24 protein-coding genes are annotated in these 26,061 nt (G+C 69.8%); 16 read left to right on the top strand and 8 right to left on the bottom strand.

Annotation, left to right across the window (positions count from 1 at the left end; genetic code table 11):
* Positions 1 to 70: 70 nt before the first annotated feature.
* The 6 genes from glmS (at position 71) to ACQ3I4_RS12520 (ending at position 6,554) form a co-directional block, all read left to right on the top strand.
* Complete coding sequence (gene glmS, locus ACQ3I4_RS12545) at positions 71 to 1,945, top strand: glutamine--fructose-6-phosphate transaminase (isomerizing) (RefSeq protein WP_329860511.1); 1,875 nt, start codon at positions 71 to 73, stop codon at positions 1,943 to 1,945.
* Positions 1,946 to 1,960: 15 nt separating this feature from the next.
* The gene (locus tag ACQ3I4_RS12540; protein ID WP_329860510.1) at positions 1,961 to 2,311 is read left to right on the top strand and encodes a holo-ACP synthase; all 351 of its coding nucleotides are present in this window, start codon (positions 1,961 to 1,963) and stop codon (positions 2,309 to 2,311) included.
* A 2-nt stretch (positions 2,312 to 2,313) separates the two neighbouring features.
* On the top strand, positions 2,314 to 3,723 hold the full coding sequence (locus tag ACQ3I4_RS12535; protein ID WP_329860509.1) for a bifunctional ADP-dependent NAD(P)H-hydrate dehydratase/NAD(P)H-hydrate epimerase: 1,410 nt from the start codon (positions 2,314 to 2,316) through the stop codon (positions 3,721 to 3,723).
* A gap of 135 nt (positions 3,724 to 3,858) precedes the next feature.
* Entirely contained in the window at positions 3,859 to 5,046 is a 1,188-nt protein-coding gene (gene alr, locus ACQ3I4_RS12530; protein ID WP_430633655.1) for an alanine racemase, read from the top strand.
* Positions 5,039 to 5,653, top strand: a complete 615-nt coding sequence (gene tsaE, locus ACQ3I4_RS12525) for a tRNA (adenosine(37)-N6)-threonylcarbamoyltransferase complex ATPase subunit type 1 TsaE (RefSeq protein WP_329860507.1) — start codon at positions 5,039 to 5,041, stop codon at positions 5,651 to 5,653. The genes alr and tsaE overlap by 8 nt, the downstream gene beginning before the upstream one ends.
* Before the next feature lie 73 nt (positions 5,654 to 5,726).
* A complete protein-coding gene (locus ACQ3I4_RS12520) occupies positions 5,727 to 6,554 on the top strand; it encodes a response regulator transcription factor (protein WP_329860505.1) in 828 nt (275 codons plus the stop codon).
* On the opposite strand, the gene ACQ3I4_RS12515 is transcribed toward ACQ3I4_RS12520, so the two are convergent.
* On the bottom strand, positions 6,530 to 6,955 hold the full coding sequence (locus ACQ3I4_RS12515) for an Hpt domain-containing protein (protein ID WP_430633641.1): 426 nt from the start codon (positions 6,953 to 6,955) through the stop codon (positions 6,530 to 6,532). The genes ACQ3I4_RS12520 and ACQ3I4_RS12515 overlap by 25 nt on opposite strands.
* A gap of 192 nt (positions 6,956 to 7,147) precedes the next feature.
* Here ACQ3I4_RS12515 and ACQ3I4_RS12510 point away from each other — a divergent pair, with 192 nt between their 5' ends.
* Positions 7,148 to 7,312 carry a hypothetical protein gene (locus ACQ3I4_RS12510; protein WP_329860503.1) on the top strand — a complete coding sequence of 55 codons (165 nt, stop codon included), beginning with the start codon at positions 7,148 to 7,150 and terminating at the stop codon, positions 7,310 to 7,312.
* 417 nt (positions 7,313 to 7,729) lie between these two features.
* Here the strand turns inward: ACQ3I4_RS12510 and ACQ3I4_RS12505 are convergent, their stop codons facing one another.
* Positions 7,730 to 8,653 carry an RNA polymerase sigma factor gene (locus ACQ3I4_RS12505; protein ID WP_430633640.1) on the bottom strand — a complete coding sequence of 308 codons (924 nt, stop codon included), beginning with the start codon at positions 8,651 to 8,653 and terminating at the stop codon, positions 7,730 to 7,732.
* A gap of 275 nt (positions 8,654 to 8,928) precedes the next feature.
* Here ACQ3I4_RS12505 and ACQ3I4_RS12500 point away from each other — a divergent pair, with 275 nt between their 5' ends.
* Positions 8,929 to 9,474, top strand: a complete 546-nt coding sequence (locus tag ACQ3I4_RS12500) for a winged helix-turn-helix domain-containing protein (protein WP_430633639.1) — start codon at positions 8,929 to 8,931, stop codon at positions 9,472 to 9,474.
* A gap of 63 nt (positions 9,475 to 9,537) precedes the next feature.
* Here ACQ3I4_RS12500 and ACQ3I4_RS12495 read toward each other — a convergent pair whose 3' ends face one another.
* Complete coding sequence (locus ACQ3I4_RS12495) at positions 9,538 to 11,166, bottom strand: sensor histidine kinase (protein ID WP_430633638.1); 1,629 nt, start codon at positions 11,164 to 11,166, stop codon at positions 9,538 to 9,540.
* 93 nt (positions 11,167 to 11,259) lie between these two features.
* Here ACQ3I4_RS12495 and ACQ3I4_RS12490 point away from each other — a divergent pair, with 93 nt between their 5' ends.
* Genes ACQ3I4_RS12490 through rimI form a run of 4 tightly spaced genes read left to right on the top strand, consistent with a single transcriptional unit; the run spans position 11,260 to position 13,617 of the window.
* Entirely contained in the window at positions 11,260 to 11,643 is a 384-nt protein-coding gene (locus ACQ3I4_RS12490; protein WP_329860497.1) for a hypothetical protein, read from the top strand.
* Positions 11,640 to 12,395, top strand: coding sequence for a hypothetical protein (locus ACQ3I4_RS12485; protein WP_430633637.1), 756 nt, complete (start codon positions 11,640 to 11,642; stop codon positions 12,393 to 12,395). The genes ACQ3I4_RS12490 and ACQ3I4_RS12485 overlap by 4 nt, the downstream gene beginning before the upstream one ends.
* A 53-nt stretch (positions 12,396 to 12,448) precedes the next feature.
* Positions 12,449 to 13,147: a tRNA (adenosine(37)-N6)-threonylcarbamoyltransferase complex dimerization subunit type 1 TsaB gene (gene tsaB / locus ACQ3I4_RS12480; RefSeq protein ID WP_430633636.1), complete on the top strand. Its 699-nt coding sequence runs from the start codon at positions 12,449 to 12,451 to the stop codon at positions 13,145 to 13,147.
* A 35-nt stretch (positions 13,148 to 13,182) separates the two neighbouring features.
* Positions 13,183 to 13,617, top strand: a complete 435-nt coding sequence (gene rimI, locus ACQ3I4_RS12475) for a ribosomal protein S18-alanine N-acetyltransferase (RefSeq protein ID WP_430633654.1) — start codon at positions 13,183 to 13,185, stop codon at positions 13,615 to 13,617.
* Here the strand turns inward: rimI and ACQ3I4_RS12470 are convergent.
* The 3 genes from ACQ3I4_RS12470 to ACQ3I4_RS12460 are packed head-to-tail and all read right to left on the bottom strand — an operon-like array spanning position 13,595 to position 17,946.
* Positions 13,595 to 15,160: a putative bifunctional diguanylate cyclase/phosphodiesterase gene (locus ACQ3I4_RS12470; protein ID WP_430633635.1), complete on the bottom strand. Its 1,566-nt coding sequence runs from the start codon at positions 15,158 to 15,160 to the stop codon at positions 13,595 to 13,597. The genes rimI and ACQ3I4_RS12470 overlap by 23 nt on opposite strands.
* Positions 15,153 to 15,614 carry a hypothetical protein gene (locus ACQ3I4_RS12465; RefSeq protein ID WP_430633634.1) on the bottom strand — a complete coding sequence of 154 codons (462 nt, stop codon included), beginning with the start codon at positions 15,612 to 15,614 and terminating at the stop codon, positions 15,153 to 15,155. Before ACQ3I4_RS12465 ends, ACQ3I4_RS12470 begins: the two co-directional genes overlap by 8 nt.
* Entirely contained in the window at positions 15,604 to 17,946 is a 2,343-nt protein-coding gene (locus ACQ3I4_RS12460) for a glycosyltransferase family 2 protein (protein ID WP_430633633.1), read from the bottom strand. Before ACQ3I4_RS12460 ends, ACQ3I4_RS12465 begins: the two co-directional genes overlap by 11 nt.
* Before the next feature lie 217 nt (positions 17,947 to 18,163).
* Between ACQ3I4_RS12460 and ACQ3I4_RS12455 the strand changes: the two genes are divergently transcribed.
* The gene (locus tag ACQ3I4_RS12455) at positions 18,164 to 19,765 is read left to right on the top strand and encodes a chitinase (RefSeq protein ID WP_430633632.1); all 1,602 of its coding nucleotides are present in this window, start codon (positions 18,164 to 18,166) and stop codon (positions 19,763 to 19,765) included.
* Between the two features lie 15 nt (positions 19,766 to 19,780).
* Here the strand turns inward: ACQ3I4_RS12455 and ACQ3I4_RS12450 are convergent, their stop codons facing one another.
* Complete coding sequence (locus ACQ3I4_RS12450) at positions 19,781 to 20,761, bottom strand: hypothetical protein (RefSeq protein ID WP_430633631.1); 981 nt, start codon at positions 20,759 to 20,761, stop codon at positions 19,781 to 19,783.
* A gap of 188 nt (positions 20,762 to 20,949) precedes the next feature.
* Between ACQ3I4_RS12450 and ACQ3I4_RS12445 the strand changes: the two genes are divergently transcribed.
* The 3 genes from ACQ3I4_RS12445 to ACQ3I4_RS12435 all read left to right on the top strand — a co-directional run bounded on the left by ACQ3I4_RS12445 (position 20,950) and on the right by ACQ3I4_RS12435 (position 24,561).
* Entirely contained in the window at positions 20,950 to 21,147 is a 198-nt protein-coding gene (locus ACQ3I4_RS12445) for a hypothetical protein (protein ID WP_430633630.1), read from the top strand.
* A gap of 613 nt (positions 21,148 to 21,760) precedes the next feature.
* Positions 21,761 to 23,125 carry a hypothetical protein gene (locus ACQ3I4_RS12440; RefSeq protein WP_430633629.1) on the top strand — a complete coding sequence of 455 codons (1,365 nt, stop codon included), beginning with the start codon at positions 21,761 to 21,763 and terminating at the stop codon, positions 23,123 to 23,125.
* A 311-nt stretch (positions 23,126 to 23,436) separates the two neighbouring features.
* Positions 23,437 to 24,561, top strand: coding sequence for a D-alanyl-D-alanine carboxypeptidase family protein (locus tag ACQ3I4_RS12435; protein ID WP_430633628.1), 1,125 nt, complete (start codon positions 23,437 to 23,439; stop codon positions 24,559 to 24,561).
* A 9-nt stretch (positions 24,562 to 24,570) separates the two neighbouring features.
* Here ACQ3I4_RS12435 and ACQ3I4_RS12430 read toward each other — a convergent pair whose 3' ends face one another.
* Positions 24,571 to 25,713 carry a glutamate--cysteine ligase gene (locus ACQ3I4_RS12430; protein WP_329860490.1) on the bottom strand — a complete coding sequence of 381 codons (1,143 nt, stop codon included), beginning with the start codon at positions 25,711 to 25,713 and terminating at the stop codon, positions 24,571 to 24,573.
* Positions 25,714 to 26,061 lie beyond the last annotated feature (348 nt).

Below are 26,061 nucleotides of genomic sequence, written 5' to 3'. Positions count from 1 at the left end.
CAATGTTCACCGTCCTTCCCAAACGCGCGGCGCAACGGGGTCGCTGGCGGGGCAGGGTAATCTGGTGCGCATGTGTGGAATTGTTGGCTACGTCGGCCTTGCAACGAAGTCGTCCGGTGACCATGGTGCCCTGGACGTTGTCCTGGAGGGCCTGAAGCGCCTCGAGTACCGCGGATACGATTCAGCGGGCGTCGCCGTGCTGTCCGGATCCGGGATCGAGTCCCGGAAGAAGTCGGGCAAGCTCGGCAACCTGGTCCAGGCCATCGAGGCGGATCCGCTGCCGGAGTCCTTGACGGGCATCGGCCACACCCGCTGGGCGACGCACGGCGGCCCGACCGACCAGAACGCGCACCCTCACCTTGCCGACGGCGGAAACCTCGCGGTCATCCACAACGGCATCATCGAGAACTTCTCCGAGATCAAGGCCCTGCTGTTGGCCAAGGGACATACCTTCCTCTCGGAGACCGACACCGAGGTCGCCGCCGCTCTGCTGGGCGACATCTACCGCGGCGAGGGCGGCGGCGATCTGACCCGGAGCCTCCAGCTCGCCTCCCAGCGCCTCGAGGGCGCGTTCACGCTGCTCGCGGTCCACGCGGAGCACCCCGGCGTCGTCGTCGCCTCCCGGCGCAACTCCCCGCTCGTCGTCGGACTGGGGGAGGGGGAGAACTTCCTGGGCTCGGACGTTTCCGGCTTCATCGACTTCACCCGCCGGGCCGTCGAGCTGGGCCAGGACCAGATCGTCACCATCACCCCCGAGAGCCATGTCATCACCGACTTCTTCGGCAACCCCGCCGAGGGCAAGGAGTTCACGGTGGACTGGGACGCCGCCGCCGCGGAGAAGGGCGGCTTCCCGTCCTTTATGGAGAAGGAGATCCACGACCAGCCGGCCGCCGTCGCCGACACCCTGCTGGGCCGCTCCGACGCCGCCGGCCGCCTGACCCTCGACGAGCTGCGCATCGACGCCGGGGAACTCAAGGACATCCAGAAGATCATCGTCCTGGCCTGCGGCACCTCCGCCTACGCCGGCTCGGTGGCCAAGTACGCGATCGAGCACTGGTGCCGCATCCCGGTGGAGGTCGAGCTCTCCCACGAGTTCCGCTACCGCGACCCCATTGTCGACGCCAGGACGCTCATCGTGTCCATCTCCCAGTCGGGGGAGACCATGGACACGCTCATGGCCGTCCGCTACGCCAAGGAGCAGGGCGCCAAGACGCTCTCCATCTGCAACACCAACGGGTCCACGATCCCGCGCGAGTCCGACGCCGTGCTGTACACGCACGCGGGCCCGGAGATCGCGGTCGCCTCGACCAAGGCGTTCCTGGCGCAGATCACGGCGACCTACCTGCTGGGCCTCTACCTCGCGCAGCTGCGCGGCAACCTCTTCACGGGGCAGATCAAGGACATCCTCGCCGACCTGCAGCAGATCCCCGCGCAGATCCAGGACATCCTGGACCGCTCCGAGGACGTCAAGTCCCTCGCCCGCTCGATGGCCGAGGAGAACTCGGTGCTGTTCCTGGGCCGCCACGTCGGCTACCCGGTCGCGATGGAGGGCGCGCTCAAGCTCAAGGAGATCGCCTACATCCACGCCGAGGGCTTCGCCGCCGGCGAGCTCAAGCACGGGCCGATCGCGTTGATCGACGACGGCCAGCCGGTCTTCGTCGTGGTGCCGTCTCCGCGCGGCCGCCATTCGCTGCACTCCAAGGTCGTCTCCAACATCCAGGAGGTCCGCGCCCGCGGCGCCAAGACGCTCGTGATCGCCGAGGAGGGCGACGAGTCGGTGCAGCAGTTCGCCGAGTTCGTCTTCACCGTCGGCCAGACCCCGACGCTGCTCATGCCGCTGCTGGCCACCGTGCCGCTGCAGATCTTCGCGTGCGAGCTGGCCACGGCCAAGGGCTTCGACGTCGACCAGCCGCGCAACCTGGCCAAGTCGGTCACGGTCGAGTAGGGGACGGGCCTGGCAGTGATCGTCGGGATCGGCGTCGACGTGGTGCAGGTGTCCCGCTTCAGGGAGCAACTGGAGCGGACGCCCGCGCTGCGCGAGCGCCTGTTTGTGCCGGCCGAGCGGGGCCTGAACGTCCGCTCGCTCGCGGCCCGCTTCGCGGCCAAGGAGGCCGTCGCCAAGGCCCTCGGTGCGCCCGTGGGCATGAACTGGCAGCACTGCCAAGTGGTCGTGGATGCCGCGGGCGACCCGCACGTGATGATGGATGGCACGGTGGCGGAGGCAGCGGCCCGCAAGGGCGTGCTGCACTGGCACCTGTCCCTGAGCCACGACGGCGACCTGGCCACGGCCATGGTCATCGCCGAGAAGTAGCCGTGATCCCCGCCTGGACCGGAACGCGGATCCGCGAGGCGGAGAAGCCGCTCCTCGAGCGCGGCGAGGGTCCGGCGCTGATGAGACGCGCCGCCCACGGGCTGGCCGTCCACACGGCACGCCTACTGGTCCAGCGCCGCGGCGGGGTCTACGGGGCCCGGGTGGTCGGCCTCATCGGTCCCGGCAACAACGGGGGAGACGGACTCTACGCCCTCGCGGAGCTGGCCCGCCGGGGAGCCGCCTGCGGCGCCCTCCTGATCCGCGGCACCGCCCACGCGGAGGCGCTCGAGGCCTATCGGGGCGCCGGCGGCCGGATCCTGACGGTCCAGATGATCCCTGCCGGCACGGAGGTCGTCGTCGACGCCGTCCTGGGAACCGGTGCCCGGGGCGGCATCGACCTCCCCACCGTGCCCGCCGGCGCAGCGTTGGTCGCCTGCGACCTCCCCTCGGGCGTCGACGCGGATACCGGTGGGGCCGATGGGAACGTGCTAGCGGCAGACCTGACGGTGACCTTCGGAGGACTGAAGACCGGCCTCGCCGTGGGGCCGGGCCATCTGGCGGCGGGACGCATCGAAGTCGTCGACATCGGATTGGGCCCCCATCTGGGGAACCCCGAGCTGCAGGTCGTCGAGTTGGCGGACGTGTGCGCGGCGGTGCCCCGGCCTCAGCCCGGAGACCACAAGTACACGCGCGGCGTCCTCGGTCTCGTCGCAGGATCGTCGCGCTATCCGGGGGCGGCGGTCCTCAGCGCCACAGCCGCCGTCAACACGGGCCTGGGGCTTCTGAGGATCGCGGCCGGTGGTTCGCAGGACGCCGTGCTCCGGGCCGTCCCGGAAGCGGTTCCACTCGTCCGGGAAGGGGACCGGGTCCAGGCGTGGGCCGTCGGCCCGGGAATCGGCGACGACGCATGCCAGATCCGCCGCGTCAGGGTTGCCTTGGAGTCCGGCCTCCCGATCGTCGTCGACGCGAGCGCGCTTGATGTCGTGGAACCGGGGGACGGGCGGTGGAACGCCATCCTGACTCCGCATGCCGGTGAGGCATCGCGCCTCTTGAGGAAAGCCGGATTCGCCGTCGACCGGCATGGCGTCGAGTCGGATCCCCTGAAGTGGGCCCGCGTGGTCAGCAGGCTCTACGGCTCGGCGGTCCTGCTCAAGGGCCCGACGACGGTCTGCGCCTCACCGGACGGAACAACGCACGTCTTTCGCGGAGGATCGTCCCGGCTGGCCACGGCCGGCTCCGGTGATGTCTTGACGGGGGTGCTTGGCGCGGTCATGGCCACCATGGGTGAACTACGCTCGCCGGAAGACGTCGTGGTTTCGGCCGGCATCGCCATCGGAAAGTGCGGCGCAGCGGCCGGTGCCCTCGGAGAGAGGGGCTTCGGAGCAAGCCTCCTGGCTGAACACATCCGATGAAACCGAGCACGACTGCGGACTCGCAGCCGCAACCCCCGGCTCCGGGAGCCATCAACGCAGGCAGGCACGACCCCGGGGACCACTCCACCGCCCTCGAGGCGGTTCCTGTCCCCGGCCTGCGACAATGGACCTGTGATGATAGACGAGCCCTTGACCGCCGACGCATCGACCCGGATCCACGGCCCCGACGTGTGCGGCCGCATGGCAACGATCGACTTGGATGCCGTCCGCCACAACATCCAACGCGCCGTACAACTCGCGGCGCCAGCGCAGGTCATGGCAGTCGTCAAGGCCGATGCCTATGGGCACGGGGTCCTTCCCATCGCCCGATCCGCAGTCCAAGCGGGTGCCGGCTGGTTGGGGTTCGCCCATGTCCAAGAGGCCATCGACGTGCGGAAGGCCGGCATCACGACGCCTGCTTTGGCCTGGCTTCACACGATCGAGTCCCCTTTCGCGGAGGCGATCCTCAACGACGTTGACCTCGGCGTCTCCGGATGGGAACTTGACCATGTCGCAGCGGCTGCCCGCGAAGCCGCCCAACCAGCCAGGGTGCACCTCAAGATCGACACAGGCCTCGGGAGAAACGGTTGCCCCGCCGACCGTTGGGAACAGTTGTTGGACGCCGCCAACGAGTTGCAGGACGCCGGCCTCCTGCGGGTCGTCGGAGTCTTTACCCACCTCGCGGTTGCCGACGAACCCGACCGCAAGGAAACCGATGAGCAGTTGGATGTCTTTCGCGAGTCCATCGCACTCGCCGAGGACGCCGGATTCGACATCGAAGTCCGGCATGCCGCCAACACTCCCGCCACGCTCTCACGGCCTGACGCGCACTTCGATCTCGTTCGCTTCGGGCTCGGGATGTACGGATTGAGTCCGTTCGCGGACCAGTCATCGGACGACTTGGGCTTGAGGCCGGCCATGCGGCTGAGCGCGCGTATCGCGAACGCGAAGCGGGTACCCGCCGGTCAAGGCGTCTCCTACGGGTTGACCTATAGGACGCAAGGCCCCACGACCTTGGCCCTGATCCCGCTCGGCTACGGTGACGGTGTTCCGCGCGCGTCCGTCGGCGGGCCGGTGCTGATGGGAGGTTCCGTCTATCGAAGCTGTGGCCGAATTGCGATGGACCAGTTCGTCGTCGATGTGGGCGACGTTGACCCGGACGAGCTGATCGGCGAGGAAGCCGTACTCTTCGGCCCCGACGGCCCGTCGGCTGACGAGTGGGCCAAGGCAGCCGGAACGATCAACTACGAGATCGTTACGCGCATCTCGACACGAGTGCCCCGCAAGTACGTCCGCGGCTCGTGGGGGCCTACGGATGTGTGATCCCGGCCCCGCGACTCCAGTGTGGGTCGCCGACGTTTCAACGAGCGGCGCCGAGACCACGGCCTCGCTTGCCCGGTCGCTGGCCCCGTACCTGGTTCACGGCGACCTGCTGATACTCACCGGGCCCCTCGGGGCCGGAAAGACCACCTTCACACAGGGCCTCGGAGATGGATTGGGGGTTGGCGAAGCCGTGATCTCCCCGACCTTCGTCCTGTCCCGGATTCATCGTTCGTCCAGCGGGGGCCCAGATCTTGTCCACGTCGACGCGTATCGGCTCGCCTCGCCTGCCGACGTCGACGACATCGACCTGGAGTCAACGCTGGCCGACGCCGTGACCGTCGTGGAATGGGGGCGGGGCAAGGTCGAACACCTCGGCGATTCGTGGTTGGACATCGAATTCGTGCGCGAAGTGGTTCCAGGCGGCGGTGAAGAGAGGCTGGTCTTCGACTTCGACGAGACGGGAGCCGACGAGGCGCGCCAGCTCACCATCAGTGCATTCGGGCCACGTTGGCTTCACCGGCGTCCGTTCGAGGGCGGACCGACGTCTGAGGACCCTTTCGCCCTGGAGGCCAAGGCCGGCATCCCGAACCGACCGCCCTGTCGATGACCAGGGTCGCCTCCCCCGAGTGGCGCCGCCTGCGTATACCATGGCCTAGGGAAATCTTCTTGTAGGGGGAACTGTGGACGAACGTAGGGTTGCAGTCGTCGTCGAGGACGACGAGGACATCCGGGGACTGCTCGAAGCAGTCCTCCAGAGCTCCGGCTTTGAAGTCCACCCGGCATCGACCGGTCTCGAGGGCGTTGAGCTCGCGGCCGCCCAGTCTCCGGACCTGGTCACCCTGGATCTCGGGCTGCCCGACATCGACGGCTTTGAGGTGGCTCGGCGCATTCGCCGGGGTTCCGACGCGCACATCGTCATGCTGACCGCCCGGACCGACGAGATCGACACCGTCCTAGGGCTCGAGATGGGCGCCGACGACTACCTGACCAAGCCGTTCAGCCCCCGCGAGCTGCGCGCCCGGGTGGACGCCATCATGCGCCGACGCACGGCGGCAGCCGACGACGCTCCGGTGCCGACCTCGACCGTGGCGACTGAGGGATCCGTTGCCACGGCGTCAGCCGCCCCGAGCGCGGCCCCGGTCGCGCCGGTGGTGGGAGCCTCAGTCGACGTGGCCGAGGGCAGCGCGCTCCAGCTCAACGGACTCGTGCTGCAGCCCGCGCTCTACCGTGTGGATCGCGAGGGCACGGAAGTGCAGCTCACGCCCACCGAGTTCCTGCTGCTGCAGACCATCCTCGAGCGCGGCCGCGTGGTCTCCAGCAAGGCCGACCTGGTCCGCCGCCTCCGCGACGAGGACCACGACGCCGGGACGTTCGTCTCAGGCTCCGACGAGCGGAGCATCGAAGTGCACCTGGGCAACCTGCGCCGCAAGCTCGGCGACGACGCCCGAGAACCCCGTTGGGTCGAAACCGTCCGCGGAATCGGCTACCGCGCCGCGCTGCCCCGGTAGTCCCCGCCCTCGCGGGTAGCAATCGCATCCAGCTCCACGGCCGTCGCGCTGCCCAGCCCCTGCAGCGTCGTCAACAACCGCTCCGCCGGCGTCCAGAGCCCCGTGCATCCAGCGGCCCGGGCGGCCGCGTGCATCTCCTGCGCGAGGGAAGCCAGCGGCAGCGCGCCCAGCATCGCGGCACCCGACTTCAGGGACAGCGCGGCGTCCATGCCCGCGTCCGCGTCCCGCTCCACAACGGCCCGCTCCAGCCGCTCGCAGCGGCCGCCCCACATCCGGGTGAAGGAATCGATGCAGCGGATCACGGGCTCCAGGCCGAGCTCGTCGACGAGGCTCACCAGGAGGGGGCACTCCACGAGCTTCCGCTCCCACGGGGCGGCGCGTGGCGCCTCGAGATCCTCCATGGATCAATGGTCGTCCATTCGGCCACATCGGAGGCTCAAGACTTCCTCAAGAAAGGCTCAAGATTCGCCCGGGCAACCAATGCCTTCCTCAAGGCCGGGCGTCAGGGCAGGAACCAGTCCAGCCAGCACAACGGGTGCCACCATGGGCTGCAGACGTCCGGCCCCGGCGACGGCTCAGTGGTCGGAGGAACCGTGGGCTCCGCAGTCGGCGGTGTGCTCGGTTCCGCGGTGGCCGACGGCACGACGGTCGGCGTCGGACTGGCGCTGGGCGTCACCGTCGGCGACGGGGCCGCCGTCGGACGAGGCGCGGTCGCGGATGACGAGCGGCTCGTCGTCGGCGCGCTCGTCGAGGCATGAGGACTCGGCTGGACCAGGAGGGTCGAGGGGCCTACCGCCGTGGAGCTCGAGAGGACGGGGCCAACGTCGGTCGACGCGGCCGGATTCGACGGAGCCTCACCCGGGGGAGGAGGCGGCTCGACGCCGACCGTCGGCCGCGCCGCCGACATCTGAGGGGGCACCGTCTCCGCCGGAGAGGCGGAGGGCGCCGGGGTTGACGCCGGCCGTGGGACCGGCGACGACGAGGGGTCCGCGGAACTCGATGATGCCGGTGACGGTGGCGGTGCCGGCTGCCGGGACAGGCCGAAGGCGAGACCGGCCGCCAACAGCGATACCGCCGCGACGCCGGCCACGAGCGGCACCGAGGCCGCGAGGGCCCCGACCCCCGCCCAGGCCGCACTCGAGGCGCCCGCGCTGGCGCCGGCGCCGACGCCGGCACTACCGCCCGCCCCGGTCCCGCCGGCGCCGCCGGACGTGCCCAGCGGCGTGGCGCCAGCCGCGGACCCGGTAGCGATGCCGAGCGACGCAGCGCCCGCGCCGCCCGCGGCGGATCCCGCGGCCGCGGACACCGCGCCGCCGCCCAGCCAGCCCGCGCCGCCCAGGCCCTGGGAAGAGCGGGGCGACGACCCCGCGCAGGCCCGCCCCGACGTCGTTCACGTAGACCAGCGCCGCCGTACAACGTGCGTACGATTCCAGGTGCCGCTCGAAGCTCCGCCGTGCCCGGGCCCCCAGCCGGGAGCGAGCGTACGCGCCCAGCTGCCGGGACTGCCCGCATTGGTTCCGCGCCCCGCGGCCCACGTGCGCCTGCAGGTACTCCGTGCGCAGCCCGTCCCGCGCCCGCACGCCGAGCGCCGAGACCGCGGTCGGGCTCAGGCTCAGCAGCGGAGCGACCTCCGCCGGCGTGGCCCCCTCGATCTCCAGGTGCCACAGCACCAGCTGCCAGCGCTCCGGCAGCGGCCGGAACGCCTCCGCGAGCGCGCCCGCTTCGAAGCCCTCCAGCACCGGGTCCGCGTGCTCCGTGCTCGCCTCGAACAGCGCCACGTCCTCCGTGGGGCGCTCGCGCTTGCGGCGCAGGTTCTGCCGCATCGACATCCGGGCCACCACCGTGCACAGGTACGGGCCGAACGCCTCCTCGGGCCCCTTGCCCCGCTGCAGCACGCCGAGCATCGCCGCGAACGCGTCGGAGACCACGTCCTCCGCGAGGGAGGCGTCGTCGAGCTTGTGCCGGGCCGTCGCCAGGGCGCGGGCCCGGTGGTGGCGGAAGAGCTCGCCGAAGGCGGCGGCGTACCCGCCCCGGGCACGGCCGATCAGCTCGGCGTCGCCGGGGCCGTTGGGAACGTCCCCGGCGGCGGTCTGGGCCACATCCCCCAAGAACACAGTCCTTCCGTCGGTGCGGAGCCGTCCCCAACGGCTCTCGCACACTAAAGAGTTGCTTTCCCGACGAGTATGACGCGCAAAACGAAAGATTTCCCCAAGGTTTGCGCGGATTCCGTGTAAAGCCGGCGTCATCATCGAGCGGAACTGGGCTCTTTCCTGAAGGAAGCGCTGAAAGGATCCGGTACGACGCCGGACGCCTGGTCCCGGCGCGGGCCCCGCCGGGGAGCGGGGCCGAGAAGACGACCTGGGGGAGGAAGACCATGGGCAAAGGCCGCCTGGCCGTGGTGCTGGACGCCGGCGCAGACGACTTCATGCCCCGGCCCTTCTCCGTCCGCGAGGTCCGCTCCCGCGTCAACGCGCTCATCCGCCGCGCCCGCTGGGACGGGGCCGCCGTGCCCGGGCCCGGCGACGTCTTTGAAAGCGACGGGCTGCGGCTCAGCACCGCCGAGCAGTCCGTCACGCGCGACGGCGAGCCCGTGTCGCTGACCCGCAGCGAGTTCATCCTCCTCGAGCAGCTGCTCCGCGGCGGACGCCGGGTCCGCTCGCGCGAGTGCCTGGCCCGGCTGCTCGGCGGCGGCGCCGGTCGGCGTCCCGTGCAGCCGTCCGAACTGCGCGCCCTCGAGGTCCACATGGCCAACCTACGCCGCAAGATCGGCGACGACTCCCGCGCGCCCCGCTGGATCGAGACCGTCCGTGGCGTCGGGTACCGGCTCGCGGCGCCGTCGTCGTCGACGGCAGCGGGGCGGGTGCCCGTGACGGCCTCCCGAATCGGCTCGGTCCTCCATCAGGAAGCCGCGGCGGACTGAGGGGAAGGATCCTTGCGGAGGGCGCCAGTCGTCGACTCCGCGACCATCGGCCGCTGCCGGCACTCAGCCCGCGGGCAGCGTGACGCGGACCGAGGTGCCGGCTCCCGGGCGCGACTCGATCTCGAGCGTGCCGCCATGGGCCTCGGCGATCTCCCGGCAAATGGCCAGGCCCAGGCCCAGGCCGCGCGTCGTGGACGTGCGGGCGGTCGCCGAACGGTAGAACATCTCCTGGGCGCGCTCGAGGTCGGCGGCGTCCATGCCGACGCCCTCGTCGGAGACGCCGAGGACCACGTGCCCGGTCTCCGTCCCGACGGCCCGAAGCCGGACGGCGCCGCCACCGGGGGAGTACTTGACGGCGTTCGAGGTCAGGTTGGCCACGAGCTGCTCAAGCCGGACGGGATCACCCAGGACCACGGGGGAATCCAAGACCTCGACGTGGACGGTGATGCCGTCCGGCGCCGAGCGGCGGACGTCGTCCGCGGCCCCCTGGAGCAGCTCGCCGAGGTCCACGGGCAGCGAGGCCGAGCGCTGCCAGCCCGGGACCGTGGAGAGCAGGCCCTCCACGAGCGAGGCCATGCGGACGGCGTTGCGGTGCACGGCCTCGAGGGTGCGCCGGTCCGGCTCCGCGCCGAGCTCTAGCGAGAGCTCCACGGTACCGAGGATCGTGGTCAGCGGCGTGCGCAGCTCGTGGTTGAGGGCGGCGAGGAAGTTCTCGCGCCGGCGGAGCTGCTCGAACAGCTCCGTGGCGTTCTGGAGCACCACCGTGGCCCCGGCCCGTCCGCCGCTCGAGTCGGTGTGCTGCTCCACGGTCACGAGGGCGGCATGGTCCTTGCCGCCGCTGCGGATCCAGACGACCTTGCCGCGCACCGACCGCCCGTCGGCCGCCGACCGGAACGGGTACTCCGCGTCCGCGAGCGGCCGCTTCCCGTCCCGGTCCAGCATCCCGGCCCGCCGCTCCCACGCCAACGCGTCGGCCATGGTCGCCAGCTCCTCGCCCGGCGCCATCGGCCCGTGTCGGAAGAGCACGCGGCCCTCGGCATCGAAGGAGACCACGCCCACGCCCGTGGCGTCCAGGGCCGTCGCGAAGGACTCCGCGCGCTGCCGCTCGACGTCCGCCAGGCGCGAGGCGAGGCGCGCGCGGCGGTGCTGGTCCGCCGTCGTCCCCGTGGCCTCGATGGCGATGAAGCCGACGATCACGCTCATGAGCGCCGCCGCGACGAGCGCCGTGGGGGAGCGGCCGTCCCCGTTGACCCACTCGCCCACGAGGGCCACGGAGATCGGCAGGACGAAGCCGCCCACGACCGTCGCCACCGGATGCCAGCCCGACCACGCGATCCACATCACCGGGAACACGGTCAGCGCCGCGACCCCGCCCAGCAGCGGCGTCCAGGCCGACATCATCAAGGTGATCGCGACGACGTCCACGCCCGCCAGGACCACCGGCGCCCAATACGGCAGCCGGTCCCACGGGACGCGCCACGCCGCCAGCAGGACCAGGCCCACGAGGGCGAGCCCCGCGTAGTTCAGCAGCCGGTCCTCCTGACTCGGATGCATCCAGCGCAGCAGGACGACCGCCGCGAGCGAGGCCGCGGCGAGGGGGAGATTGCTGATGACGTGCTGCTGGTTGACCGGAAGGTTGTCGTAGTAGTCGCGGAACCCCAGCATCAGGACCGGGTGCGGGAGCTTCTTCACCTGCCCAGTCTAGGTGCGGGGGTCTCCGGCGCGGCGCGATGGGGAGTTCTCCCCATCGCGGGGCGCGGCCGGCCCGCCTACGCTGAAACGACCATGACGAGAATCCCGCTCAGCGCCGAGGACCTGCCCGACGGGTGGATCCAGCTCGAGGCCCACGGCTCCGCGTTCGCCGCGGTGCTCCCGCGCCCTGGCCGGCCCGCGGGGATCGTCGCGGTCGCCTACGCCGGATCGATGGAGCCCGGCGCCGATCGGCTCTATGTCGTCGAACAGTCCTGGGAGGAGTTCCGCGGCAGGCCCGCCCGGCGCACCGACCTCACGCGCCGCAGCAGTGCGGGCGAGCCCGTGTTCACGCGCCGTTGGGAGGTCCCCTACAGCGACTGGATGCTCGAGGTCACGCTCAGCTGCGCGCTCGAGGACTACCCGATGCTTGGGGGACAATTCGACCAGTTCGCCGCCGGATTGCGGCTCGCCGCATGAGCGCGGGACCCGCGGGCGTGGAACCGCTCTACGCGCCGACCGGGCCCGGCGTGGACCCGGCCGGGTTCGGACTGCTCGAGCGCATCCACCGGCGCGGCGGCCCCGGGCTGCTGGACCGCGTCCGACGCCGCAGGGAACTGCTGGCCCTGCACGAGGCGGGGCTGATCGACGGGCGCTCGCGGCTGCGCGCGTCGGGGGCTCGCTACTTGGACAACGTCGGCGCCGGGCCGGCCTGGACCGTCACCGGGCGCTACCTGGACAGCCACTCCACCCTGAGCCTGTGGTTCGGGGACGGAGGTGCGACGGTCCTCGCCGGGCCCAGCGCCGAGGAACTACGCCCGGGAGCCGTGCCGGGGATCGCCGACGACGCCATGCAGCGGCTGGACCTCGTGCGGTCCTCCGAGGCACCCTCGACCGTGTGCGCATGGGCGGGCGTGCGGCCCGTGGCGCCGCTGCTGGCCGGACCCGCGGCCCTGCCGCTCGACGAGTTCGAGGCGCGCGCCGCCGGGCGCCACGACGGGCCGGGCCCCGAAGGCCTGGGCGCGCTGTGGGAGGGGCCGTGGTTCGTCTGGGACGTCGCCACGTCGGACGGAGCCATGCTGGGCTTCATCAACGCGGGCCGGGCAGGGCACTGCGCGTTCGGCGTGGCAGACGATGGCTCCCGCGGGGCCGAGGTCCGCCTCGCGCCGATCGACTCGGGCCGGATCTGGCGCCTGCTGGCAGGGCTCGTGAGGTCGGGGTCGGAGACCTAGGAACACACCACAGCGGGGACGGAAGCCGGCGGACCGCGGCTAGAATCGAGACCATGCTCGTCCTCGCCATCGACACGTCCGCCATCGCCTCCGCGGCGCTGCTCAAGGCCCACGACGAGGACGGGAGGGCCGAGGTCCTCGAGTCCTTCGCCACCACCGAGACCAACACGCACTCCGAGGTGCTCGCCCCCGCCATCGCCGGCCTGCTCGAGCAGGCCGGCGCCGACGGGCGGGAGCTCGAGCGGATCATCGTAGGCGTCGGACCCGGCCCGTTCACCGGCCTGCGCGTCGGCATCGCGACCGCCCGCACCCTCGGCTTCGCCTGGGGCGTGCCCGTCGACGGGGTCATGAGCCTCGATGCCATCGCCTGGGACGTGCTCGCCGACCCGGCCGAGGCCGGCGCCGTCCGCGAGGGCTTCACCGTCGCCATCGACGCCCGGCGCAAGGAGCTCTACTGGGCCCGCTACGCCGGCGACGGCGAGCTGCTCGACGGACCACACGTCGGAGCCCCCGGGGACCTCCCCGCCGGCCCGGTCTACGGCGCCGGAACCGCGCTGTATCCGGAGGCGCTCGCCGGGGCCGGGGCGACCGGCGTCGAACGCTTCGCCACCCGCGTCCCGCGCGCGGCCTCCCTCGGCGCCTTCGCCCTGGGGTGCCTGGCCCAGGAGCAGGAGCTGCTGCCCACGACGCCGCTCTACCTGCGCGAGTCGGACGCCAAGGTCCCCGCCGCCATGCGCAAGGGCACCGCGTGAGCGCCGAGACGGCACCCGGCTGGGTACTGCGCGGCATGACCGCCGCCGACATCCCCGTCGTGCACGCCCTCGAGGAGCGGCTCTTTCCGGAGGACGCCTGGCCGCTGTCGATGTTCCACGACGAGCTGGGCCAGACCGACACCCGGCGCTACTGGGTCGCCGAGGCCGGCGGGGAGATCGTCGGCTACTGCGGGCTGATGTGCGTCCTGCCGCTCGCCGACGTGCAGACCATCGCCGTGGTCCCCGAGCACGAGGGGAGGGGCATCGGCTCCGCCCTGCTCGCGGGGCTCGTCGCCGAGGCCCGGGCCCGTGGCGCCGGCGACGTGCTGCTCGAGGTGCGCGCCGACAACCCGCGCGCCCAGGAGCTCTACACGCGGTTCGGGTTCGAGCACATCCACACCCGCCGCGGCTACTACCCGGGCGGCACCGACGCCCTCATCATGCGCCTCACGCTGGCGGACCCGACATAGGTGAATCCGGAGGCGCCTGAGCCGACAGCTGGACCACGAACTCCGTTCCGGTCGCCGGCCGCCCAAAGTGGAAGCCTTGGGCCCGGTCGAATCCCAAGTCGGCGAGGACCCGCACCTGCTCCGCCGACTCCACGCCCTCGACGATGCACTCCAGCGCGCACGCGTCCAGCAGTGAACGGACAGCAGCCAGAAGCGCGCGCTGCCGGGGATCGGCCACGATGTCCTTGACCAGCTCCATGTCGACCTTGGCGCCGGCAATCGGCAGTCGGCTGAGATAACTGATGGAGGAGTAGCCCGTTCCGAAATCATCGATGTGGACGGAGACGCCCATCTGTTGCAGGGCCAGGAGTGAATACCGGTCCAGCGTGTCGCCGGACATGAGGCGGTGTTCCGTGATCTCCAGTGCCAGGGACCGCGGTGGGACGCCGTGTGCTCGCAACGCGTCGCGGATCATGTCCGGGAAGCCCAGGGCATGAAGCTCCGGGGAGGAGACGTTCAGGTGGACCGCGAAGTCCTCCGGCACGAGATCCGCAGACCTCCAGCGGGCCAGCTGCTCCAGCGCCGAGTTCAACAACGTCGCCGTCAGCTCGGGCAACAGGCCTGCGTCCTCGGCCTGCTGCAGAAACACGCGGGGTTCAACGAGCCCGTGGCCCGGCCTCTCCCAGCGGCACAGCGCCTCCGCGCCAATCCACCGTCCCGTCGTCAGATCCACGATGGGCTGGAACGCCGGGAAGATCTGCGCAGCCCCGAGGGCATGACGCAGCTCAGCGATCATGGCCGCCAGAGCGCGACGCTCATGGAGCATATAGGGTTCGAACGACTTGACCTTGCCCCGTTGCGAACGCTTGGCCTCGTACATGGCGGTGTCCGCCTCCAGCAGCAGCTGGTCGGGATCGTGATCCGTTCCCGCTTCGGCGATCCCCAAGCTCGCTCCAAGGGTCAGCGCGACACCGCCCACGAGGCTCTCCTCGTTGATGGCCCGGACGAGCCGCCTTCCAAGGTCCATGGGCGACGGGCAGCCGCCCGCCAAGAGGATCGCGAACTCGTCGCCCCCCAGCCGCGAGATCTGGTCTCCCGGACGGACTCCACCCCGCAGCCGCTCGCCGACGGCGACCAGGACCTCGTCCCCGGCAGCGTGACCCAGGGTGTCATTGATCCGTTTGAACGCGTCCAAGTCGAGCAGCATCAACACGGGCGCCGCCTCACCACGGCGGTGGGCGTCCAGGGCGTGGGAGATGCCCCGCATCAAGGCGCTCCGATTGGACAGCCTCGTCAGCGGGTCCGTGTAGGCCATGACCTCGAGTTCGGCGCCGGCACGCTCCAGCAGCGCCGTCCGCTCGGCCACCCGCGCGTCGAGGTCAGCGTAGACGTGGGCAAGTTCGGTGGCCATCGCATTGATGCCCACGATGATGGCGTCCGTCTCGTCGCGGCGTGGAGAGGGGATCAGCCCGGTGTCGAAATTCCTGTCCGCGATCCTCAAGATCGCAGCGACGATTTGCCGGATTCGTTCGTCGCGTGGAGCCGCGAGCGCAGGCTCAGGCATCAGCGGCCAGAAAATACAGCGCTTCCGTGCGGTGTGGGAAGAAACGCAGGGAGGAGTCCGGCGGCAACGCGCCGATGACGAATCGGGCCAGGACCTCGTCTGCTGGACCGCCGCCGAACAGCGCGATTCTGGCCGGACGGGCGAACGCGGCGAGTGCGGCGACGGCGTTGCGGTCCACGGCCGTCAATCCCGAGATGTCGATCAGCACGCGCAGCGTGCCCTCGGGACACAGGGCGCTCGCCGCAGCCGACACCTCGCGGACCAGGTCCAGTGTCAAGTGGAACCCGCAATTGAAGGTCGCCTCCAGCAAGTCGTCGCCTAGCCTCCACAGCATCGCGCCGGGACCCGACCAATCGGCAAGCTGCGCGGGAGGGCGCTCACGCTCCGCATCCGCCATCATTGACTTGGGTTCGAGGCCCGGCCCAGGCTCGAGGACCGTTTCGCTACTTGACACCGATTCGCTTCCTCCGGTCGTTCTTTCGTCTGAGATCCCGGTTCAGGCGACGGTCGCCGTGATAGAGGATGGTGGCCCAGTCGGTGGTCGCCGGGTTGGCGGGCGGATGCTCGGGGAGAGGCAGCGGGCGTTTCCTCCGAGGAACGAACAACCACGACAGGAGGCCGAGCGCCATGTCCGTGACCGAATTGCGGAACCCGATATAGGCGCGGATGGCGTAGAAGGTCAGGGCGGCGTTGATTCCCGCGAAGGCGGCGTTACCCCAGTTCTGATTGGCGACATCGCGCCACAGGGTCAAGAGCGAGAAGGCGACGATCAGATAGGGGACGGCGACATAGACCCCCGGGGCCGAGGTCCTGTCCCGGACCTTCGGTGTTCGGGCGAAAGGAATCTTCTCGCCCGTAAAGGCCTGTTGTATGGATTTCGCGACCCCCGCGAGATTGACCGGCAGCAAGACGAGGTTGAAACCGTAGATGCGGAAGATGTCCGAAAAACGATGCCCGCAGTCCCGGAGGTCGCTGCCCATGCAGAGGAAATAGGGGACGGCGGCGGCAAAGATCAGTGGACTGAGCAGGCGGCTGTCGTAGGGGTAGGCCAGGAGAAAGACGAGTCCAAGGCTTGCCCAGGCGATCGAGCCCATGTAGTTGACCCGCAGGAGCACCTCGCGGAGGCCGAGGGGTTCGCGTCGGTAGCGGCGTTCCCGCACTTGGGTCCAGAACTTCGGGAGGATCAGCAGGCCGCCGTTGGCCCACCGGCGGCGTTGGACCACGAGCGAGCCGAAATCCGGCGGCGTGGCACTGTAGCTCAGTCGTTCAGGGTAGTTGGACAGGCCCCATCCGTAGGTCCCCAAGTCGATGCTGGACTCCGTGTCCTCGATGACCGTGCGGTCCTGGATGTAGGTGTGGATCTCGTGCCCGCCCACCGTGTTCACTTGGGCGATGTCCTGAAGTGCACGTTTGCGGATGACGGCGTTGGCGCCGACCCAGAAGGTGGCGTTATAGCGGGTCTTGCCCTGGTGGAGGATGTGCTGGATGTCCGTGGTCGCCCCGGCGATCCTTTCGATGCGGGTTGGCGCTCCGCGGAAGGACGAATACGGAGTCTGGGTCACGGCAATGCGCGCGTTCTCCTCAGATTCCAGGAAGTAGACCAGACGCAGGCAGTAGTCCCGCAGCAAGAGCGAATCGGCGTCAAGCGTCAGCAGGTAGGTGCTGTCCGGTACGTCCATGCGCCCGTCGGCCCCGCTGTCGCTTCCATCGCCCGCGGATTCGGCCGGGAGCTCGCGAAGAATCAAGTCATCTCCGCGTTGCTCGGGGAGCCAGGATCGGCCCATCAGGGAGATGTAGGCATTGAGGTTCATGGCCTTGTTGGCCTCTTGGGACAGGCTGGCGTAGCGTTTGCGCTCGAAATGGGACAGCTTGGCGTCGAACGTCCTCACGAGGCGTAGATGGAGTTCCTCCAGACGGTCATGCCCGGGCGACGCGTCCTGGGCGACGGCTGCCTCGAGGGCGAGGAGCGTCAGCCGCAGCTCGCGGGAGAGGCCCATGAGGACGGAGTCGACGAAGAACTCGTCGACATGATCATTGACCGGCTCGGACTCCGCCAGCGACTCCAGCCAGTCGGCTGCGTCGCGGTAACTCTGGACCGCTGCGCCGAGCAGAACCGCTTCGGGAACACCGGCTGCATGGCCGGCTCGAAACGCCTCCAGGCGTGCGAGGGCGCGGCCATGCGGAACCTCGAGTGTCTGGGCGATCTCGGCGGCCAGGCGACGGGTCGCCTCGAGGCGCTCCCTCACTGCCGGATCCACCGGGAACGGATCGTCGTCGATGAGCAGGACGATCCGCAGGTCGGGAAACTCCTGGAGGGCCGCCGACCACAGCGTCGCGCGGACGACCCCCGGCTCCTCGGCGTAGCTGGGCACCAGGACAGTGACTCCGTGTTCGTAGTCCCTGAAGTGGCGGTCTAGTTCTCCCCGGGGGACTCGACGGTGTTCGGCGAAGCGATGCAAGGCGCCTTGCCGTGCCACGAGGTACATCAGCGCCGAGAAGGTCAGGAACGTGACGACGACCAGGTAGAGCGTGGCTTCGAACTGGAAGCGGAAGCCCGCGTACGGGTTGTCGGCCAGCTGCCGCAGGATGGTCGTGATGACATAACCGATCCAGGCCAGGACGGTGACGGTGATCGCCACACGCCCCCAGGCGATCTTGCGCGACGAGGGGGTCGGATGCATCAAGGACAGCGGCTCGGACCTACGCTCGGCGCCCCATTGCCGTCGGCGCCCGCCGAGGTGGTTAGGCGGGTCGGTCTCTTCGACTCCCACGGCCATGGTTTCCATTGCGTATCCCCCGAAAAATGCCAGAAGGCATCGAAAACGCGCCCCAACAGCGCGGAATTAGTCCGAGTGTAGCGCATGTGATTATGATGACGCGGGGCCGTGTCGCACGTCGCAACGAGGCTGAATGTCCTATGGCCCCTACCGAGATCAACGTCGCTGGGAGTTCCCCGTGCTCGGTTGAAATCGCACATCCATTGGGGGAGGGAACGTGTCGTCAATGTTCGAAGGGCGCAGGCTGTCGCCGCTCAGGGTCCTGCTGGTACTGGGGATTGCCGGGGCATTGGTCTTCGGTGGGATGGCCGCGTGGGGCCGCATCCAGGACTCGGCCACCGCGGATCGTGGCACGCAATGGTTTGGCGCCTACATCGATGCCACGTCGACGCCCTTCTATGACATCGGTGGCGATGGTGCCGGGGGAGGGCATGTCGTCCTGGCCTTCATGGTGGCGGACGGCGACGATCCCTGCCTCCCATCGTGGGGCGGCTTCTACAGCATGGACTCCGCGGCAGAGACCTTCGACCTCGACCGGAAGGTCGCCAGAGTGCGGGACGCCGGCCGACAGATCGTCGTATCGACGGGAGGCCTGCTCAATCATGAGCCCGCGGCGGCCTGTACCGAAGTCGACCGGCTCCGTGACACCTACTCGGCGATGCTGGAACGCTATTCCTCCACCACCTTGGATCTGGATGTCGAGGGAGAGGACCTCTCCGATGTGGCGGGAGGCGAACGACGGGCCGAGGCCATAGCCATGCTGCAGCACGATGCGGCAGCCGATGGTCGCCGGATCGATGTCTGGCTCACGCTTCCGGCGGCCACGTTCGGGTTGACCGCAGAAGGCCTTGCCGAGGTCGGCCGGATGCTCGACGCCGGGGTCGACTTGGCCGGCGTCAATCTCATGACCATGAACTTCGGAGAGACCAGGGAACAGAACGAGTCGATGGCAGCCGCGTCGATCCGGGCCGCCCACAGCGTACATGCCCAGCTCGGCGCGGCATACGAGCAGCGTGGCACCTCCATGGGGGCCCAGAGCCTGTGGCGAAGGATTGGGCTGACACCCATGATCGGACAGAACGATCTTCTCGGAGAGGTATTCGATCTCGACGACGCGGCCGAGCTGAATCGCTTCGCCGTCGAGCAGGGCGTCGGCCGCGTCTCGATGTGGTCGGCCAACCGCGACGCGCCCTGCGGCCCCAACTACCCGGACGTGACCCGCGTCTCGGAAAACTGCAGCGGGGCCGAGCAGGGGAACGGCGACTTCGCGAAGGTCCTGTCCGATGGCCTCGGCATGGCAGGACCCGTAGCCGATGCGCAGGCGGGTCCCTCCCTGCCGGGGCCGGCACCTGTAGAGACCGCGATCTCCGACGACCCGGAAACCAGCCCCTACCCCGTTTGGAACGACGTCGCCGTCTACGTCGAAGGCGACCGCTCGGTCTGGCGCGGTAACGTCTACGAAGCCAAATGGTGGAACCAGAACGCCCGGCCCGACGCGCCCGTCGTGGATGCGGGATCGACTCCTTGGAAGCTCGTCGGCCCCGTCCTTCCGGGGGACAAGCCCCAGCCTGTCACAACGGTGCCTGATGGCTTCTACCCGAAGTGGTCTGCCAAGGCGACCTATGTGAAGGAGGACCGGGTTCTCTTCGAGGGGCGCGTCGTGGAAGCCAAGTGGTGGAATACCGCTGAGAGCCCGGAAGCCGCGCTTCAGGGATCCGGCGACTCGCCGTGGAAGCTCCTCAGCAACGTAGAGGTGCAGGCGATCCTCGACCTCGCTGAGGCGGAAGCCGACGCGGAGGATCCCTCGCAGGCCAGCCCGACGCCCTGAGCGAGCCGACCCCTTCTAGTGTTCTTCTTCCCGGGATATCAGCTCGTACTGTAAGGCACGGTTCCGGAAGTGCTCCGCCTCCTGGGGGCGGTGGAGGCTCTCGAGCACGTCCGCCCACAGGGAATAGGCAGGGACAAGTTCTGCCGGCTCCAAGGTGCTGTTCGCCACGGCTCCGTCCTCCAAGGTGGCAAGCGCCTCGCCGGAACGCCCGACGGCGTGCAGCCAGCGGGCGTACGTCACCGTCAGCCCCAGCCGGGCGGACGGGCCGGGCTCGAAGCTCCGGTACGCCAGTACGGCCCGTTCGATGCAGTCCTGCGTCTGCTGGTTCGCGATTCCGGCCTGCAATTGCAGGTCAGCGGACGACTTGTTGAACCGGGCCCATTGGTGGACGTCGTTGGCGGGGGACAGCAGGGCACCCGCGCGGGCGTGGTAAGCCGCGCCCGTCTCGCCATGGCCAGCCAAGAACGCTAGATTGCCCAAGGTCCAGAATCCCTTTCCGGCCTTGTTCTCATCGAGGAGTCCGTCCAAGAGGGCGGCAAGACGTGCGTGGTACTGCCAGGCCTCGGACATGGCTCCCGCGTCGGCCAAGGCGGAGATCAGGGCCTGGACGGCCTCTGCTTGGTATTCGGGGTGGGCGCCCGCGTTGTCCAGCAGTTGCACGGCGCGGCGTCCGGCTTCCGTGGCGGGCTCGAAGTGGCGTTTGCAGCGTAGGGCGACGGCTTGGAGCGTCAGCGATCGTCCCAGGGCCACGTCGTCCGCCTCCGTGTACGCCGATGCCACCATGCGGGCGGACGTCGAAAGGGCCGCGGTGAAGGCCCCGCAGAGCACCAGCGCCTCGCAGGCGACCCGAAGGAAGTGCCACTCCCTGGCAGCCGACCCCGAGGCGGCGTGTGCATCAGCGCAACGCAGGGCCGCATGGCCCGACGCCAAGATGTCCCCCGATTCCTGGATGCGTTTGAGGAGCGCCTCGAGGTGCACGGTGGAGTGGGGGACCATGGCAACAAGTATGGACCACCTGGGGTGGTTGCCCGGGACTGGGGCAGAAGCTCCTTGTCACATGGTGTTTTACACGAGCTCCACAGTGCTCATCGGGGCGCTAGAGTGGAGATCAGGGGGACAGCGCCGGGTTCCGTCCCCTGCCATGCGCCATGTCCCGGCAACCAGCAACCCCCTAAGGAATCCACATGATGAAGAAGATGCACAGCGCGATCGCCGCTGGCTTCCTGGCGCTCGCGCTTGTCGCCGGCGGGTTCGGAGCCGCTATCGACGGTTCGTTCCAGGAAGCCGGCGTGGAGCAGTCGCAGGCCAACAACAACTGGCCCCTGAAGTCGATCAACAAGGCACCTCTGGTTACGACGAGCAACAACAACTGGCCGCTGTAACACTCGGCTGTTCACTGGTCCGCATCCCGGGATTCGCGGTTCGACAGCGAATCCCGGGGGCGTCAGGATGGGGGCGGCCGCCGACGTCGACGCCGTGCCCAAGGTGTGGCAGCTCCTGGCTGGCCAATGCCACGGTTGCCGGCTGACCGTGCCCCGTTGCGGCGGGACGGAAGATGGGCCCGGAACGCCAGCCGGACGACTGGATCGAGGGCCACTCACGTGGTCGGCCGTCCTCGCGAGTTCCTGTTGCTCTTGGGCAGCAGGAGGGGAGGGATCTGAAGGTTGTGACGCTGGACACGGTCGACTGCTGGTTCTACAGTTGAGATTCGACAAGCAATTTACTCGGTTCGAGTTCTTGGGGCTGTCACAAGCGGGGGATGCAGTAGGAACCTTGGGGGCGACTACCCATCTGCCGGGGCATTGATCCGCTGGGGAGCGGGGCCCGGCAACCTGCCTGAGGGCGTCGCGGGCTCTTGGGGCACATGGGGGAAATGTGGCACCGCACCGTTGGGGAGAAGAACACGGTACGACGACGCCGCCGCGCGCCCCGCGCCGGGGTACTCGTCGCATCCTACGGCAGGCCGTCTCGGTCATCGCGGCTTCCGCGCTGGTCATGAGCCTGTCAATCATCGGGCTCGGCCTGCCCGGCGCCTCCGGATCGGAAGACGCCGAGGCCGGACCCGCCGTCGTCCAGGCCGCCGAGGCCAATTCGTCCGAGGCGCCACCGGCGCCGGTCGAGCCGGCCGCCGTCGAGCCTCCGGTCGTCCAGCAGGCCGTCAACCCGCCCGCGCAGCAGGCGGCCCAGAAGAAGGCCGCGGCTCCGACCTCCGCCGCGCCACCCAGCCAGGCGGCCAAGTCGTCGGCTCCCTCGCAGAAGTCCAGCGCGAAGGCGACGCCGTCGGAGAAGGCGGCATCGGCGTCGTCCTCTAAGAAGGACGACCACAAGAAGAAGGACGACAAGAAGGACGACGACCAGAAGGACCGGCAGCCGATGCCGGAGATGGAGAAGAAGCTCCTTTCCGCGGCGTACCAGTCCAACGGCACGTGGCTCGTCCGCTATCGGATCGAGGTCGAGGGCGACGAGAAGGGCGCGACCGTCTACAGCCTCACCGACACGCTCCGCTTCGGCGCCGGCGTGCAGATCCTCTCCGCGGGCTGGACGGGTCCGACGGGATCGGGCAGTTGGAACCTGCCGTCCACCACAGCCGTCCTCGCGAGCGACCGCGCCCTGAAGCGCGACGCCGACTCGGAGCGGTACACGATCACGGTGGTCGCGTCCGTCGCGCCGGGGGCCGTCGGCACGGAAGCGATGGACTGCAAGCTGCAGAAGAACGAGTCCGGGACGGGCTTCCTGAACACGGCGCTCATGACCTCCGGCGGGAAGTCCGAGAAGGACCAGGCGTGCTTCGAGCCGACGCCGGTCAAGCCGAGCCCGACGCCGACGCCGACGGTGACGCCAACGCCAACGCCGACGCCGACGGTGACGCCAACGCCAACGCCAACGCCGACGCCGACGGTGACGCCGAGTGAGACTCCTGATCCGACGCCCACGCCATCCGAGACGCCGGATCCGACGCCAACGCCAACGGTGGCGCCGAGTGAGACGCCCGAGCCCACGCCGAGTGAGACACCGGATCCGACGCCAACGGTGACGCCGAGTGAGACGCCTGACCCGACACCGAGCGTGACGCCTGACCCGACGCCGAGCGAAACGCCCGATCCGAGCGCGACGCCGACGGTCACGCCGGACCCGACGCCGGATCCGACCGCCACGCCGAGCGCGAGCCCGGAGCCGTCGGCCTCGACGAGCACGACGCCGGTGCCGACGGCCACGCCGCCCGCCGACCCGCCGTCGTACGGTCCGACGCTGGCCAGGACCGGTAGCGCCGGGACGTGGCTGACGGTGTGGGCCGCGGTGCTGCTGATGGCCTGCGGAGCCGCGGCGATCGTCTCCTCCAAGCCGAGGAGGCTGCACTGAGACCCCGGGGCCGCGGCGGATGATCCCCCGCTGCGGCCCCGGCTCACCGCCGGCGCTCATCCGGAGCGTCGACCGGCACCCCTAAGGCCCCGCAGGCCGTCCCGATTCCCCCGCTCGGGCAGACCGGTCTGCGGCCACAGCGGCTGGACCGCCTCCCTGAAGAGGGGCGGTCCAGCCGTTCCCTCATCCACAGGCCGGCGAATTGCTCTAGCCGGTGGCCGATCATCGTGCTTAGGATGTCTCCGGGGCGCGGTCCTTGGCATCAACACACTGATGCGCCGGCGCCGCCAGGGGGAAGGCTGGTCCAGATCATGAGCTCCACCACGCCACGCCACTGCCGGTACGACGCCGGACGCCGCCTCCCGCTCCCGGCTGCCGCCGCCCGGGAGGTACGGTCTGCCGCGGCCCGGGAGGTACGGTCCGCCGCGGCCCGGGAGGTACGGTCCGCCGCGGCCCGGGCAGTGCTCGCCGTCGCCGCCGCGCTCTTCCTGCTGCTTCCGGGCATCGCGCCCGCCCAGGCCGCGGGAGCCGTCGCAACCCCTGCCGGAGCCGGCCCCGGCGCCGGGTGGGGCTCCGCGCCGACGGCGGCCCCGGCGTCGTACCGGCACGTGGTGCCCGCCGCGAAGGTGCCCCCGCTCGAGCGCAATCCGCGGCGCGTCGCGATGCTCGTCAACAAGGACCACCCGCTGGCCCCGGCCCGATTCGCGCCCAGCCTGGCGGCCCTGCCCGGCGGGTTCCGTGCGCATCCGGACGCGGCGGCGGCGTTCAAGCGCATGGCCGCGGACGCGCGCAGGGCCGGGGTCGATATCCGGATCACGAGCGCCTACCGCTCCTATGCCACGCAGGCCTCGCTCTTCGCGAGCTACAGCAAGCGCTACGGCGCGGCCTACGCCGCGAGGATCTCCGCCCGCCCCGGCACCTCCGAGCACCAGACCGGGCTGGCGATCGACGTCGGGAACGCCAGCAAGGCGTGCGCCCTCCAGGCATGCTTCGCCAAGACGCCCGTGGGGCGGTGGGTCAGCGCCTACGGCCACAAGTACGGCTTCATCATCCGCTACCCCAGCGGGCAGGAGGCCACCACGGGCTACAGCTACGAGCCGTGGCACCTGCGCTACGTCGGCCCCCGGGTCGCCCAGGACATGGCCGCGCGGAAGGTCCCCACGCTCGAGCACTACTACGGGATCGCCAAGGGCCAGCCCGGGGCGAGAGCCGCCGCGAAGCCGGCTGCCCAGGCCACCGCGAAGCCCGCTGCCGGACGGCTCCTGGCCACGACGGCCAATCTGAACATGCGCAGCGGCCCGGGAACCGGCCACCGGATCGTCACGACGCTCTCCAAGGGGACCCGCGTCACCGTCACGGGGGCCGCGCGCAACGGGTGGCATCCCGTGAAGTACGGGACCAGGACGGGCTGGATGAGCGGAAAGTACCTGAAGTAGCGGCGGGCGTTACGCGATGCGCATCCGCGCGACGTTGTCCTTGACCACGGCCCGCAAGTCACCGCCGTTCTGCTCGGCGACGTTGCGCTGCCACTGGTAGCCGGCGCCGCCGCGGATGATGCGTTCGACGTCGGCCAGCTCGTCGGCGCAACCGAGCTTCCTGGCGACGGGCTCGAGGCGGTTGAGGACCTTGTAGAGCTCGTCGGTGACGAGGTTCTCGTTGCCCTCCTTGTCGAGGATGATGATGGCGTCGAGGCCGTAGCGGGCGGCACGCCACTTGTTCTCGACGCGGTACCACTGCGGCATCACGGGGATCGACCACCCGTTGTCCAGGGCGGTGGACATCTCGTCGACGAGGCACTGGGTCAGGGCGGCCATCGCGGAGATGTCCTGCAGGGAGCTCAGGCCGTCGCAGATGCGCATCTCCACGGTGCCGAAGCGAGGCACCGGCCGGATGTCCCAGCGGATCTCGGAGATGTCGTCGATGACGCCGGTGTGGAGCATGTCGGCGACGTAGTGCTCGTACTCCCCCCACGAGCGGAAGTAGTAGGGGAGTCCGGCCGTGGGCAGCTGCTGGAACATGAGCGCCCGCTGGCTCGCATAGCCGGTGTCCTCGCCGCCCCAGAACGGGCTCGACGCGGAGAGCGCCTGGAAGTGCGGCTGGTAGTTGACCAGTCCGTCGACGATCGGCAGGGCCTTCTCCCGGCGGTCGACGCCGACGTGCACGTGGACCCCGTAGATCGCCATCTGCTGACCCCACCACTGCGTGCGGTCGATGAGCTTCGCGTAGCGTTCCTTGTCCGTCACGGGCTGCAGCTTCGGCGCGGCGAAGGGGTGCGATCCCGCGCAGTACAGGTCCACGCCGATCGGGTCCGTGACCGTGCGGATCGCCTCGATGTTCTGGTGGAGCTCGGCCCGCGCCTGCGCGACCGTCTGGCACACCCCGGTGACGATCTCCACCGTGTTCAGCAGCAGCTCCTGCTTGATCGCGGGATGCTCCTCGTCCTCGTCCAGCCCGCCGTGCAGCGCGTGCACCCCCGAGAGGACCTCGTTGGCGACGGAGCGCATGTCGAACGTCTCGCTGTCCACGAGCGCGATCTCCCACTCGACGCCGAGCGTGGACTGGCGGGACTGTGCGAAGTCGATCTGCATCCGGGGGGCTCCTGATCGCTGGTTCAAACGGATGGTCCATTCTATGGGTGTACGCCGCCGGCTGCTTCCGTATTGCGCGCCGGGCCGTCTTGGGCGCGGCGACCGCCGGCGACCTCTCGGTCGCCGGGCGCGCCACGTTGCCTCGGCCAGGCTGCTGGTTGAATCCAAGGCCGTGGGGAATTCCACGCCGTCTCAGATGGAGGCCCCCCATCCGGAAGGTAGCCCACGCTCTCGCCCACTCTGCGTGAACTGGGCGCGAGGGTGGGCCGCTGCCAATGCAGCTGGGTGTGCACTGGACGCTGCGGTCGGCTCGAGGCGGTTCCGAGTTCACGTTGTCTCGGTGAGTCG

The organism is Zafaria sp. Z1313 (genome assembly GCF_050563205.1).
Taxonomy (GTDB): Bacteria; Actinomycetota; Actinomycetes; order Actinomycetales; family Micrococcaceae; genus JAZDCJ01.
The sequence above is the reverse complement of the archived record's forward strand: the minus strand, read 5'-3'. Positions and strand labels throughout refer to the sequence as shown.